Raw genomic sequence first — 13,254 nt, 5'->3', positions numbered from 1 at the left:
ACTCATGAGTAATGAAGCAGAAAAAGACGCCGAGCTGCCGGGCGACTGGCTGCCTATTCGGGAAGTTGCCCGGCAGACAGGCGTCAACGCGGTCACCCTGCGTGCATGGGAACGCCGTTATGGCCTGATCGTCCCGCACCGCACAGCCAAGGGCCACCGGCTGTACTCGGACGAACATGTCCAGCGCGTCATGAAGATCCTCACCTGGCTCAACCGTGGCGTGTCGGTCAGTCAGGTCAAAGGCCTGATTGACGACAATGCGCAGGATGCCCTGCCCCCCACCAACGATTGGGACGCGTTGCGTCAGACGCTGCTGATCGCAATCGGTGAACTGGCCGAACGGCGCGTCGATGACGTGTTTAATCAGGCCATGGCTCTCTACCCGCCAAGAACGTTGTGCGAACAATTGCTGCTGCCCCTGCTGGCCGAACTGGAACAGCGCTGGCAAGGCAAATTCGGCGCCCGTCTGGAGCGTACGTTCTTCTTTTCGTGGCTGCGCAGCAAGTTTGGCGCACGGATCTACCACAACAATCGCCAGCTCAGCGGCAGCCCCTTGTTGCTGGTCAATCAGTCCGACCTGCCGCTCGAACCGCACCTGTGGCTCGCAGCCTGGCTGGTGAGCAGCGCTGATTGCCCGGTAGAAGTGTTCGACTGGCCGCTGCCGGTCGGCGAGCTGGCACTGGCCGCCGAGTACTTGAAGCCACGCGGCATATTGCTCTACTCCAGCAAAGCGCTGAACGTCGCCCAACTGCCGCGGCTGCTGGCCAATATTACCTGCCCTGTAGTGCTCGGCGGACCAACGGTGCAGATCCATAACGCCGAATTGCTCGTACATGCAAACGAGATAACTGGCCTGACCCTCGCCCACGACGCGCTCAGTGCGCAGATCGAGCTAGGCAGGCTCGGACTTATCTAAGGACTTCCCATGCAACTGATCTGGCTGCGCAGCGACCTGCGCGTTCACGACAACACTGCCCTGACGGCCGCCCTGCAGCGGGGCCCGACGCTGGCGGTGTACCTGCTCAGCCCGGCGCAGTGGCGCAGCCACGACGACGCCGATTGCAAAGTGGATTTCTGGCTGCGCAATCTGGTGGAACTTGAAAAAGCGCTTGGCAAACTGAATGTGCCGCTGCTGATCCGCGAAGCCGACACCTGGGATAAGGTGCCCGAAGTGCTGTCGACGTTGTGCAAAGAGCTCAAGGTCGAAGGCGTACACCTCAATCAGGAATATGGCGTCAACGAAACCCGTCGTGATCAAGCGGTACAGCAGACCCTGGAAAAAGACGGCATTCACGTCACCCACCATCTGGATCAATTGCTGTTCAAGCCGGGCAGCATTCTGACCAAGACCGGTAACTATTTTCAGGTTTTCACCCAGTTCAAGAAAGTCTGCTATACCCGTCTGCACGAGGCCATGCCGCGCCTGGTGCGCACGCCGCCGGCGCAACAGCCACTGTCGGTTAAAAGCGATGCGATCCCGGAGCAGGTAAAGGGTTTTGCCACGCCGTCAAAAGCGTTGCGTGATCTGTGGCCAGCAGGAGAAGCCGAAGCCAGTCGCCGGATGGCTGCCTTCGCAGATGAGCAGATCAGTTATTACAAGACCGACCGCGATTTTCCGGCCAAACCTGGCACCAGCCAGTTGTCGGCTTATCTTGCAGCAGGAGTGATTTCGCCACGCCAGTGCCTGCATGCCGCTCTGGCCAGCAATCAGGGTGAGTTCGAAACTGGCGATGTCGGCACCGTGACCTGGATCAACGAGCTACTATGGCGGGAGTTCTATAAACACACGTTAGTGGGCTTTCCGCGGGTTTCACGTCATCGCGCCTTCAGGCCAGAAACCGAGGCTCTCAAATGGCGCGATGCGCCCGATGAACTGCTGGCCTGGCAAGAAGCGCGCACCGGCCTGCCGATCATCGACGCCGCGATGCGCCAGTTGCTGGAAACCGGATGGATGCACAATCGGCTAAGGATGGTCGTTGCAATGTTTCTCACTAAAAACCTGCTGATCGACTGGCGCGAAGGCGAGCGCTTTTTCATGCGCCACCTGATTGACGGCGACCTGGCGTCGAACAATGGCGGCTGGCAATGGAGTTCCTCCACTGGCACCGACTCGGCCCCGTATTTCCGTATCTTCAATCCGCTATCGCAATCAGAAAGGTTCGACCCCGAAGGCGTGTTCATCAAGCGCTGGCTGCCAGAGCTGGCCGACCTGAACAAAAAGCAGCTGCATGACCCTTCATCTATCGGCGGTTTGTTCGGCGCTGCCGACTACCCGAAACCCATCGTCGACTTGAGCAAAAGCCGCGCTCGCGCCCTGGCCGCCTTCAAGGCGCTTCCAGCCCGCCAGCCTGCTGCAGGACCCGACAATGGCTGAATTCCTGCATAGCTTTGCCGAAGGCTTTGCCGCACTGAACAAGGATAACCTTGAGCGGGTGGCCGAGCTTTACAGCGAAGATGTGTCCTTCAGCGACCCGATGCATGACATTCATGGCCTTGCGGCCATGCAGCGCTATTTCGCGCAGCTATATGCCAACGTGCACGATCTGCATTTCGACTTCCATGCCTTCGACGAAGTACGTCCCGGCGAGGGCTATCTGGTCTGGACCATGAGCTACTCGCACCCACGTCTTGCCGGTGGCCGGACGATTCGGGTAGAAGGCTGCTCGCACCTGAAGTGGCGCGACAAGGTTTACCGCCATCGGGATTACTTCGATGCCGGCGCGTTGCTCTATGAACATCTGCCCGTGATGGGTCGAGTCATCCATTGGCTGAAGAAGAGGTTGGGATGAACACTCCTGTTGCACGACGCATCTGGTTGACCGGAGCAAGCAGCGGCATCGGTCTGGCGCTGGCCAAAGAGCTGCTCGACGCCGGGCATCGACTGGCCTTGACCGCCAGGACGCTGGACCCCCTGCAGAAACTGGCAGACAGCCACCCGCTGCAGGTATTGCTGGTCACGGGTGACATTACCGACAGCTCGCAAGTCAAAGCCATGGCCGAGCGTATCGCGCAGGAATGGGGAGCGCTGGACACCGCGATCTTCAATGCCGGTACGTGTGAATACATAGACGCCCGCCACTTCGAGGCAGCGATGGTAGAGCGCGTGGTGCGCACCAACCTGCTCGCCAGCAGTTACTGCATTGAAGAAGCCCTGCCTTTGTTGCGCAACGGCAACCAGCCACACCTGGTGGGCGTTGCCAGCGCGGTGACATTCCTGGCGCTGCCCAGGGCAGAAGCCTATGGCGCATCAAAAGCGGGCCTGCGCTACCTTTACGAAGCTCTGCGCATTGATCTGGCCAGCGAAAACATCGACGTCACGATCGTCAGTCCCGGTTTTGTCGACACCCCGCTGACGCAAAAAAACGATTTCCCGATGCCTATGCGCTGGCCGGTCGAAAAGGCAGCTCGCTACATTGCCGATAACCTGAGCCGTACTCGTCGTCCGCTGGAAGTCTCCTTCCCTGCTGTGTTCATCCTCGCCATGCGTCTGCTGGCCCTGCTCCCGGTACGCGCCCGCCTGGCCATCGGCAAACGCATGGCGCGCAGCGAGACAGGCCATAAGGACACTCCATGAAAATCGCAGTCATTGGCAGCGGTATCTCAGGGTTGACCAGCGCCTACCTGCTCAATCGCTCTCACGAAGTGACGGTTTTCGAATCGTCCGACTGGATCGGCGGGCACACCCACACCGTGGATGTAGTGGTCGAAGGGCGTCCTTATGCTGTCGATACCGGCTTCATCGTCTTCAACGACTGGACCTACCCGAATTTCATTCGCCTGCTGGGTCAGTTGGGCGTAGGTTTCAAACCCGCTGAAATGAGCTTTTCGGTGCACGACCCGCGCACCGGTGTGGAATACAACGGCAACAACCTCAACAGTCTGTTCGCCCAGCGCAGCAATCTGTTTTCGCCCAGGTTCTGGGGCATGCTGCGCGATATCCTGCGTTTCAACCGCCAATCGGTCGATGACCTGGAACAGCAGCGCATCGCCGCAGACACCACACTCGGCGACTACCTGAAAAGCGGCGGCTACGGCCAACGTTTCATCGATCATTACATCGTGCCCATGGGCGCCGCGATCTGGTCCATGTCGCTGGCCGACATGCTCGGCTTTCCCCTGCAATTCTTCGTGCGCTTCTTCAAGAACCACGGCCTTTTGTCGGTGACGCATCGTCCGCAATGGTGCGTGATCGAGGGCGGCTCGCGAAGCTATGTAGGACCATTGACCGCTTCATTCCGGGATCGCATTCGTCTGTCGTGCCCGGTCACCCGCGTAGAGCGCGACAGTGAAGGCGTGACCATACACAGTGCTGCAGGCAGTGAGCGTTTCGACAAAGTGGTGTTCGCCTGTCACAGCGATCAGGCACTGGCACTGCTGGGCGATCCGTCCAGCGCCGAACAGTCGATCCTCGGCGCGTTGCGCTATGCCGAGAACGACGTGGTGCTGCACACCGATACCCGCTTGCTGCCTGACCGCCGCCTGGCCTGGGCAAGCTGGAACTACCGTCTTGGCGGTGCAAAGCAACAGCAGGCCGCCGTCACCTATGACATGAACATCCTGCAAGGCATCGAAAGCGATACCACGTTCTGCGTCAGCCTTAACCAGACATCAGCCATTGATCCGGCGAAAATCCTCGGTAGCTATCAGTACGCGCATCCGCAATACAGCCTTGAGGCCATAGCCGCGCAGGCGCGCTGGCAGGACATCAACGGCGTCAGCCACACCTGGTATTGCGGCGCCTATTGGGCCAACGGCTTTCACGAAGACGGCGTGGTCAGCGGGTTGCGGGTGGCCGAAGCCTTTGGTGAAACACTGTGAACAGCGCGCTCTACAGCGGCTGGATCAGCCATCGACGGTTTTCGCCCCGTGCCCATGAGTTCACCTATCGCATAGGTCTGCTCTACCTGGACCTGGACGAACAGGACACCGTGCTGGGGCTTTCACCGCTGGCAGGGCGCAAACGTTTCGCGCCGTTCTCGTTTCGCGAACGCGACTATCTACCGGAGCTGACTGGGCACGGCACGTCGCTCATAGACGCCGTCCGCGAGAGCGTCGGCAAGGCGCTGGGCCGCACGCCGTCGGGTCGTGTCTGCCTGCTGACGCAAGCACGCAGCTGGGGCCTGTCGTTCAACCCGGTGAGCTTTTTCTACTGCCACGAGGCTGACGGCACACTGGCTGCGATTCTGTGCGAAGTCACCAATACGCCGTGGGGCGAGCGTTACAGCTACGTCCTGCCTGCGACCGGGGCCGGCCATCAATACTTTGCGGTGGCCAAAGCCTTTCATGTTTCCCCGTTTCTGCCGCGCGATCTGGAATACCGCATGAGTTTCCGCCAGCCGGGCGAGAGGATCGGTGTCCACATGGCTGACTGGCAAGGCGACCTGAAAATGTTCGACGCCACGCTCAATCTCACGCGTCAGGACCTCAGCCGCCAGACGTTGCATCGCTACCTGATCACTTATCCATGGATGACCGCAAAAACCTGTCTGGCGATTTACTGGCAGGCAATGCGTCTGCTGGTAAAACGCATTCCCATTTTTTCTCATCAGGCCGCCGACGGCGAATACCGTGCAGCCGCCGCGCAATCCAAGGATCAACACCATGAAAAGCAGTAGCAGTAGTTTTTCTGCCAATCTGGGTACCAATGGTCTGACGGCAAACATTCTGCGTCGCGGAGTGCTGCGTCAACTCGCAAGCCTGCGCAACGGTCAGTTGGTGGTCGTTGAAAGGGGCGAGCGACATGTGTTCGGCAAGACCGGCGCGCTGATTCAGGCCGAGGTGCATGTCGTTGACTCCGCCGCTTGGGGCATGATCGCCAGCACTGGCTCCATCGGTGCAGGCGAGGCATTTATCCACGGCTACTGGACCACGCCGGATCTGACCGCAGTAGTCCGGGTGTTTGTCAGCAATCTGGATGTGCTGGACGCAATGGAAGGCGGCATGGCGCGCCTGACGCGGCCGCTGATTCATGGTTTGCACTGGCTCAACCGCAACACCCGCGAAGGCTCGCAGAAAAACATTGCGGCCCATTACGATCTGGGCAATACGCTGTTCGAGCAGTTCCTCGACCCTACCATGATGTATTCAGCGGCGCAGTTCCTCAGCGACAGCGACACGCTGGAACAGGCCCAGCTGAACAAGCTGGAGCGCATCTGCCAGAAACTGGCCCTCAAACCTACTGATCACCTGCTGGAGATCGGCACAGGCTGGGGCAGCATGGCCATTTACGCCGCGCAACATTACGGCTGTCGCGTGACCACCACCACACTGTCGAAAGAGCAGTTTGCCTATACCGAGCAACAATTGATCAAGCTGGGCTTGCAGGATCGCGTCACGCTGCTGCTGACCGACTACCGCGACCTGACCGGTGAATACGACAAGCTGGTGTCCATAGAAATGATCGAAGCGGTGGGCCATCGCTTTCTGCCGACCTACTTCAAGCAATGCGCGAACCTGCTCAAGAGCAACGGCATGATGCTGCTGCAGGCGATCACTATTCGCGAGCAGCGTTATGCACAGGCCAAACGCAACGTCGATTTCATCCAGCGCTATATCTTCCCGGGTGGCGCCCTGCCCTCGGTAGCGAAGATGCTCGACATCGTCGGCAGCGACACAGACATGAATCTGCTGCACATGGAAGACTTCGGCTTGCACTACGCCCGTACGCTGCGCCTGTGGCACGACAACTTCAAGAGCGCGCACGGCAGACTCACCGAACTGGGTTATGACGACTATTTCCTGCGCCTCTGGGAGTTTTACCTGTGCTACTGCGAAGGTGGCTTTCTGGAGCGAACGATCGGTACGGCTCAGTTGCTGCTGGCCAAGCCGGAAGCACTGCGCGAACCCTTGCTTGGGCGTTTCAATGCTTAAATCACTCGCCAATGCCGTGCTCTTCCAGATCGGCTGGTTTGCCTGTGTATTGGGCGGTAACAGCTATTGGCTGCTGATTGCGGTCGGCGTGCTGGCCATTCACTTCCTGTGGATCAGCTCCTGGGCAGCGGAAGGCCGGCTGATTCTGACGGTCACGCTGGTCGGCATCGTGATCGACAGTGCCCTGATGGCGCTCGGGGTGTTCGACTTCGGCGTCGACGGCTATCTGCTTCCCCTGTGGCTGGCGTTGTTGTGGGCAGTCATGGGTACCACGCTCAATCATTGCCTGGCATGGACTGCCAAACCCGTATGGCGAGCCGTCGTGCTGGGCGCTATTGGCGGCCCGATGTCGTACTATGCCGGCTCGCAGCTGGCGCAGGTCCACCTTCCCCTCGGGTTGTGGCCGAGCATGATAGTGCTGGCTCTGGTCTGGGCAGGTGTATTCCCCCTGCTCCAATGGCTCGCCGCGCGAACCCTCAGCCCTTCAGCCAGACACCCGGGAGACACGCTCTGAACCCCACGCTTATTCCGCTCGCAGAGGTGCCCGTCGAGTCGGAAGTCACCTGTTCGACCTGCGCGGCCTGTTGCTGCCAACTGGAAGTGATGCTGATCACTGACACGGGCGTGCCTGAACGCTACATCGATAACGATGAATGGGGTGGCGAGGTCATGTTACGGCTGGACGATGGCTGGTGTGCAGCACTGGATCGCAACACCATGATGTGTACGATCTACGAGAAACGACCATTGATCTGCCGCGAATTCGAAGCCGGGGCGGAAGACTGCCTGAATGAACGCAAAGGGATTGCGACGGCTTATCTTTGATCAGTGTTGCTGGCTGAACATGAGTTTCTGCGGGAGTGAGCTTGCTCACGAAGGCGTACATTTAAATACCCCATGTTACCGGGGCTGCACGGACCTCTTCGCGAGCAGACTCGCTCCCACAAAAGTTGTATATACCGATCAGAACGGCATCTTGTAGTGCAGGGCGTAGCTTTCTATACCATCGTTCGGCTCTTTGATGCCGGCGTTGGAATAGTGAGTGGCGCGAATGCCGACTTCGTGACCGCCTGCAAAGCGCAAACCGAAACCGATACGGTCTTCGAAGTTGAACGCTGAACCGAACTTGCGATCTTCAACCTGAGTGTTCGAGAACACCGAGACGCCGATACCGGCTTCTACGTAAGGCTTGACGTTACCGTTGCCGAATTCATAGACCAGAACCGGGGAGAACGACAGGCTGTGGTTGTCCTTATAGTCCTTGCCATCCCAGTACGTGTAAGCGCCATCCCAGTAACCGGTCAGACGACCGATGTCGCTTTGCAGCCAGGTCTTGTCCCAGTCGAATTGCACGCCCAGGCGATAAGCCATTGTGGACTCGCCGGTCTGCCCAACCGAAAATTCAACGCCGTCGGCCTGCGCCAGTGAAGCCTGGCCTGCCATAAGGGCCGAGAGCACGGCCAGGCAAAAGAGTCTCTTCATGAGAAACGTCCTAAATTGTATGAAGTTGTAGAAAATATTGGAATTCGTCAGTCGCACGTATAGAAGCCAGCGATAAGAAGTAAGTTCAGCCCCAAAGCGCTTTTTTCACATTTTTTTTACAAACGGAAGCTTCTCACATTGCAGGAGCTTTGCGATAGAAAAGGTAGGATTTTTCTGAAATTGTCCGGTATGTCACTAGACCAATACAAAGTGTCACGCGCAGGACCGCTGGCCAGCAGACCGGAGCGAGACAACAGCCGCTGTAACTGGCGTGCTACGGCGGCCCCGGTGTCGATCAGCGTGACCGATTCAGGCAGCATTTCCCGCAACAAGGGCTTGAGAAAGGGGTAATGGGTACAGCCCAGAATGATGGTGTCGCACTGCGCCGCCAGTAAAGGCTCGACGTAATGCTGCAACAACTGCCGAATCTGCGGGCTTATCAGATCACCGGTTTCAATCAATTCGACCAGGCCAGGACACGGCTGGGTCACCACCCGCACATCACTTGCAAAGCGATCCAGCAACGCCGCGAACCGTGCGCTCTGCAAGGTGCCCGTGGTTGCCAGTACACCCACCACGCCGCTGCGAGTGGCCTCGGCAGCCGGTTTGACGGCAGGTTCCATCCCCACGATCGGCCAATCCGGATAGCGCTGCCGCAAATGCGCCACGCCTGCAGCCGTCGCAGTATTGCAGGCCACAACCAATGCCTTGGCACCTTGCTCACGGAAGAACCCGGCGATGGTCAGGCAACGCTCGATGATGAACTCAGGAGTTTTCTCGCCGTAGGGAATATGCCCGCAGTCCGCCACATACAGCAGCGACTCATTGGGCAATGACTGACGGATTTCATTGAGCACTGACAAACCGCCAACACCGGAATCGAAAATGCCGACCGGCGCGTTGCAACCATGGCTCATATGAACGTCAGGCATGCGCGCCCTGCCCGCTCGCCAGACCGCACACACCGCAGCCCGGATCACGCTTGACCTTCAGCTCACGGAAACGGGTGCTCAGGGCATCGATCAGCAAAAGGCGCCCGACCATCGGCTCGCCAAACCCGGCCAACAGCTTCAGGGCTTCAAGCGCCTGAAGGCTGCCAACCAGCCCCACCAGCGGGCCGATGACGCCGGCTTCGCTGCAGGTCAGTTCCGCTTCGCTGCCGTGGCCATACAAGCAGTGGTAACAGGGACTTTCGGCGCGGCGCGGGTCGAACACCGACAACTGTCCTTCAAGCCGAATGGCAGCACCGCTGACCAGTGGCTTGCCCGCTGCAACGCAGGCAGCATTGACGGCCTCGCGCGTGGCGAAGTTATCCGAGCAGTCGAGCACCACATCCACAGCATCCACTGCTGCGCTCAGTGAGTCGGCGTCCAGAGCTTCGCGATGGGCAACCAGGGTAATTTCGGGGTTGATAGCCTTGAGCCGCGTCATCGCCGAGTCAACCTTGGCCAGCCCGATGCTCTGCGTGTCATGAATGATCTGACGCTGCAGGTTGGTCATGTCGACATGGTCGTAGTCCGCCAGATGCAGCGTGCCGACCCCTGCAGCGGCCAGATAAAGGGCAACCGGCGAGCCAAGGCCACCGATGCCAACAATCAGCGCACTACCGTGTTTGAGGCGCAATTGGCCGTCGATATCGACATGCTGCAAAAGAATCTGCCGACTGTAACGCAGCAGCTCCTGATCACTCAGCACAACTTGCATCCGAAGGTGATGCGCTCGTGCTCGCCCAGATCGCGGCGGGTCTGGATGCGCTCGAAGCCTTGGCGAATCAGCAGCTCACGCACCGCAGGGCCTTGATCGTAGCCGTGTTCCAGCAGCAGCCAGCCTTCCGCATTGAGATGCGTCGGCGCCTGCCGGATGATCTCACGCAAGTCATCCAGCCCGTCGGAACCGGCCACCAATGCACTGCTTGGCTCGAAACGCACATCTCCGGCAGCCAGATGCGGATCGGCATCGGCAATATACGGAGGGTTGCTGATGATCAGATCGAACTGCCGCCCTTGCAGCGCGCTGAACCAGTTGCTGTCGAGCACCTCGGCGTTGTCCAGATGCAGCCGCTTGCGGTTGCGTTCGGCCAGCGCGACGGCCTCGGGCACCCGATCGACCGCAGTGACTTTCCATTGCTGACGCTCATTGGCCAGAGCAAGTGCTATCGCGCCGGTGCCGGTGCCCAGATCAAGAACCTGCGCAGACGCAAAGGCAGGCACCAGCTCAAGTGCCGCCTCGACCAGCATTTCGGTTTCGGGACGCGGGATCAGGGTATGCGGTGCGACTTCCAGATCAAGCTTCCAGAAACCTTGCTGACCGAGAATGTAGGCCACCGGCTCGCCAGCGCGTCGCCGCTCCAGATAACCGGCAAAGGCCAAAGCAGCTTCGGTGCTGACAATGCGCTCGGGCCACGTGTGCAGGAAACTGCGCGGTTTGCCCAGAGCTGCCGCCAGTAACAGTTCGATATCGAGCCGTGCAGTCGGCGATTCGGGAAGCTCGGCGCTTCTCAACAAACTTGCGATGATGGTCATTTAATCACCCAGTGCCGCAAGTTGATCAGCCTGATATTCAGCGAGTAGGGGCTCTATCACTGCGTCGACTCCGCCTGCCAGCACTTCATCCAGCGAGTACAGGGTCAGATTCACGCGGTGATCAGTCACTCGCCCCTGAGGGAAATTGTAAGTACGTATGCGCTCGGAACGGTCACCGGACCCCACGAGCAGTTTGCGCTCGCTGGCAATGGCGTTGGCTGCCGCGCTGGTCTGCTGATCATTCAGCTTGGCAGACAGCCAGGACATGGCACGGGCTCTGTTCTTGTGCTGCGAACGCTCTTCCTGACACTCGACGACAATACCCGATGGCAAGTGGGTAATGCGGATGGCCGAGTCGGTTTTGTTGACGTGCTGACCACCGGCGCCCGACGAGCGATAAGTGTCGACGCGCAAGTCGGCCGGGTTGATCTCGATCGCCTGCTGCTCATCGGGCTCGGGCAGCACCGCCACGGTACAGGCCGACGTATGAATGCGGCCCTGGGACTCGGTCTCGGGCACACGCTGTACACGATGCGCACCTGATTCGAACTTCAGTTTGCCATAGACACTGTCGCCTTCGACCCGGGCGATGACTTCCTTGTAGCCGCCATGCTCGCCCTCGTTTTCGGACAGAATCTCCACCCGCCAGCCTCGTCGTTCGGCATAGCGCGAATACATGCGGAACAGATCGCCGGAGAAAATCGCCGCCTCGTCACCACCGGTGCCGGCGCGAATTTCCAGAAACACGTTGCGGCCGTCGTTCGGGTCCTTGGGCAACAGCATGCGTTGCAGTTGCGCCTCAAGCTCGACCAGCTGCTGCTTGGTTTCGCGGACTTCCTCGACGGCCATGTCACGCATGTCGGGGTCGCTGTCCTTCAGCAACGCCTGCGCACCCTCAAGATCGCCTTGCACCTTGATCAGCTGTTTATAGAGCGCAACGACCGGCTCCACTTCGGCGTATTCACGGGAATAGGCGCGAAAGCGTGTCTGATCGCTGATGACTTCGGCGTCGCCGAGCAGCGCGGTCAGTTCCTCGAAACGGTCGCTGAGAACATCCAGCTTATTGAGCAGTGAAGCTTTCATTGCGGGGTTTTATCCGTCGAGCCCTCACCGAGGGCAAATAGTTCCTGGGCCATGGCCAGCGCATCGACGCGGCCTTCGGCAGACAGCTTCTTGAGCTGCACGCTAGGCGCATGCAGCAATTTGTTGGTCAGGCCACGCGCCAGCTGGACCAGTACATCTTCGGCATTGCTGCCGTTGGCCAGCATGCGTTGTGCCTTGCTCAATTCTTCGTCACGCAGACGTTCGCTTTGCTGACGATACGCGCGCAACACATCGACTGCTGCCAGCTCGCGCAGACGCGACATGAAATCGTCGGCACCCAGGCTGACCAATTGCTCGGCAGCCAGCGCAGCGCCCTGGCGACTCTTGAGATTCTCTGCCACCACTTCGTGCAGATCATCGACGCTGTAGAGATAAACGTCATCCAGTTCGCCCACTTCAGGCTCGATATCGCGGGGTACAGCGATGTCGACCATGAAGATAGGCTTGTGCTTGCGCAGCTTCAGCGCACTCTCCACCGCGCCCTTGCCAAGAATCGGCAACTGGCTGGCTGTCGAACTGATCACGATGTCGCTGTTGACCAGTTCAGCCGGAATATCCGACAACAGCACGGCATGAGCACCGAACTCTGCGGCCAGCATGCTGGCGCGCTCCAGCGTACGGTTGGCAACCACGATACGCTTGACACCAAGGTCATGCAGGTGTCGGGCGACCAGAGTAATGGTCTCGCCCGCACCGATCAACAAGGCCTGACTGCGTTGCAGGTCACTGAAAATCTGTTTCGCCAGACTGACGGCCGCAAATGCCACCGAGACCGGGTTTTCGCCGATAGCAGTATCGGTACGCACCTGCTTGGCAGCGCTGAACGTGGCCTGAAACAGACGCCCTAGCAGCGGACCGACGGTGCCGGCTTCACGGGCAACGGCATACGCGGACTTCATCTGGCCGAGAATCTGCGGCTCGCCCAGCACCAGAGAGTCCAGCCCCGAGGCCACGCGCATCATGTGGCGCACGGCAGCATCATCCTCGTGAACATAGGCACTGGCACGCAGCTCTTCCAGGCTGAGGTGATGGTAATCGGCAAGCCAGGCCAGAATACTGTCTGCCGCGAGGTGATCATGCTCGATATACAGCTCGCTGCGGTTGCACGTCGACAGGATCGCAGCCTCACGACTTTCGGTCAGGCGGCAGAGCTGCTGCAGCGCCTCGACCAGTTGTTCGGGGGTAAATGCCACGCGCTCGCGAACGTCGACCGAGGCGGTCTTATGGTTGATACCGAGTGCAAGGAAGGCCATTCAGGGTCGCAGGTGGTGACGTG

The 13,254-nt window shown here is 59.4% G+C and carries 15 protein-coding genes; 9 read left to right on the top strand and 6 right to left on the bottom strand.

What is annotated here, in order from left to right; genetic code table 11:
- Positions 1 to 4 precede the first annotated feature (4 nt).
- Genes I9H09_RS04610 through I9H09_RS04570 form a run of 9 tightly spaced genes read left to right on the top strand, consistent with a single transcriptional unit; the run spans position 5 to position 7,695 of the window.
- Complete coding sequence (locus I9H09_RS04610) at positions 5 to 916, top strand: MerR family transcriptional regulator (protein WP_024670460.1); 912 nt, start codon at positions 5 to 7, stop codon at positions 914 to 916.
- 9 nt (positions 917 to 925) lie between these two features.
- Entirely contained in the window at positions 926 to 2,374 is a 1,449-nt protein-coding gene (phrB, locus tag I9H09_RS04605) for a deoxyribodipyrimidine photo-lyase (protein ID WP_054997683.1), read from the top strand.
- Entirely contained in the window at positions 2,367 to 2,789 is a 423-nt protein-coding gene (locus I9H09_RS04600) for a nuclear transport factor 2 family protein (RefSeq protein WP_005891187.1), read from the top strand. Before phrB ends, I9H09_RS04600 begins: the two co-directional genes overlap by 8 nt.
- Positions 2,786 to 3,574: an SDR family NAD(P)-dependent oxidoreductase gene (locus I9H09_RS04595; RefSeq protein WP_053931895.1), complete on the top strand. Its 789-nt coding sequence runs from the start codon at positions 2,786 to 2,788 to the stop codon at positions 3,572 to 3,574. The genes I9H09_RS04600 and I9H09_RS04595 overlap by 4 nt, the downstream gene beginning before the upstream one ends.
- On the top strand, positions 3,571 to 4,818 hold the full coding sequence (locus tag I9H09_RS04590) for an NAD(P)/FAD-dependent oxidoreductase (RefSeq protein ID WP_005891178.1): 1,248 nt from the start codon (positions 3,571 to 3,573) through the stop codon (positions 4,816 to 4,818). Before I9H09_RS04595 ends, I9H09_RS04590 begins: the two co-directional genes overlap by 4 nt.
- The gene (locus I9H09_RS04585; RefSeq protein WP_024690451.1) at positions 4,815 to 5,615 is read left to right on the top strand and encodes a DUF1365 domain-containing protein; all 801 of its coding nucleotides are present in this window, start codon (positions 4,815 to 4,817) and stop codon (positions 5,613 to 5,615) included. The genes I9H09_RS04590 and I9H09_RS04585 overlap by 4 nt, the downstream gene beginning before the upstream one ends.
- Positions 5,602 to 6,870, top strand: coding sequence for an SAM-dependent methyltransferase (locus I9H09_RS04580; RefSeq protein WP_053480652.1), 1,269 nt, complete (start codon positions 5,602 to 5,604; stop codon positions 6,868 to 6,870). Before I9H09_RS04585 ends, I9H09_RS04580 begins: the two co-directional genes overlap by 14 nt.
- Complete coding sequence (locus I9H09_RS04575; RefSeq protein WP_053480651.1) at positions 6,863 to 7,384, top strand: DUF2878 domain-containing protein; 522 nt, start codon at positions 6,863 to 6,865, stop codon at positions 7,382 to 7,384. The genes I9H09_RS04580 and I9H09_RS04575 overlap by 8 nt, the downstream gene beginning before the upstream one ends.
- Positions 7,381 to 7,695 carry a YkgJ family cysteine cluster protein gene (locus I9H09_RS04570; protein ID WP_032618548.1) on the top strand — a complete coding sequence of 105 codons (315 nt, stop codon included), beginning with the start codon at positions 7,381 to 7,383 and terminating at the stop codon, positions 7,693 to 7,695. The genes I9H09_RS04575 and I9H09_RS04570 overlap by 4 nt, the downstream gene beginning before the upstream one ends.
- 138 nt (positions 7,696 to 7,833) lie before the next feature.
- Here I9H09_RS04570 and I9H09_RS04565 read toward each other — a convergent pair whose 3' ends face one another.
- The 6 genes from I9H09_RS04565 to hemA form a co-directional block, all read right to left on the bottom strand.
- Positions 7,834 to 8,352 carry an acyloxyacyl hydrolase gene (locus I9H09_RS04565; RefSeq protein WP_005891163.1) on the bottom strand — a complete coding sequence of 173 codons (519 nt, stop codon included), beginning with the start codon at positions 8,350 to 8,352 and terminating at the stop codon, positions 7,834 to 7,836.
- A 116-nt stretch (positions 8,353 to 8,468) separates the two neighbouring features.
- Positions 8,469 to 9,284 (bottom strand): glutamate racemase, encoded by an 816-nt coding sequence (gene murI, locus I9H09_RS04560; protein WP_054997682.1) that lies wholly within the window; start codon positions 9,282 to 9,284, stop codon positions 8,469 to 8,471.
- A complete protein-coding gene (locus I9H09_RS04555; RefSeq protein WP_183142445.1) occupies positions 9,277 to 10,047 on the bottom strand; it encodes a molybdopterin-synthase adenylyltransferase MoeB in 771 nt (256 codons plus the stop codon). The genes murI and I9H09_RS04555 overlap by 8 nt, the downstream gene beginning before the upstream one ends.
- Positions 10,041 to 10,874 carry a peptide chain release factor N(5)-glutamine methyltransferase gene (gene prmC, locus I9H09_RS04550; protein WP_005891153.1) on the bottom strand — a complete coding sequence of 278 codons (834 nt, stop codon included), beginning with the start codon at positions 10,872 to 10,874 and terminating at the stop codon, positions 10,041 to 10,043. The genes I9H09_RS04555 and prmC overlap by 7 nt, the downstream gene beginning before the upstream one ends.
- Positions 10,875 to 11,957, bottom strand: a complete 1,083-nt coding sequence (gene prfA / locus I9H09_RS04545) for a peptide chain release factor 1 (protein ID WP_053480649.1) — start codon at positions 11,955 to 11,957, stop codon at positions 10,875 to 10,877. It abuts the gene before it with no gap.
- Positions 11,954 to 13,231, bottom strand: coding sequence for a glutamyl-tRNA reductase (hemA, locus tag I9H09_RS04540; RefSeq protein WP_005891147.1), 1,278 nt, complete (start codon positions 13,229 to 13,231; stop codon positions 11,954 to 11,956). Before hemA ends, prfA begins: the two co-directional genes overlap by 4 nt.
- Positions 13,232 to 13,254 lie beyond the last annotated feature (23 nt).

The sequence above is a fragment of the Pseudomonas tremae genome (genome assembly GCF_023278125.1).
Classification (GTDB): domain Bacteria; phylum Pseudomonadota; class Gammaproteobacteria; order Pseudomonadales; family Pseudomonadaceae; genus Aquipseudomonas; species Aquipseudomonas tremae.
Note: the sequence above shows the minus strand (reverse complement) of the source record. Positions and strands in the feature narration are given on the sequence as shown.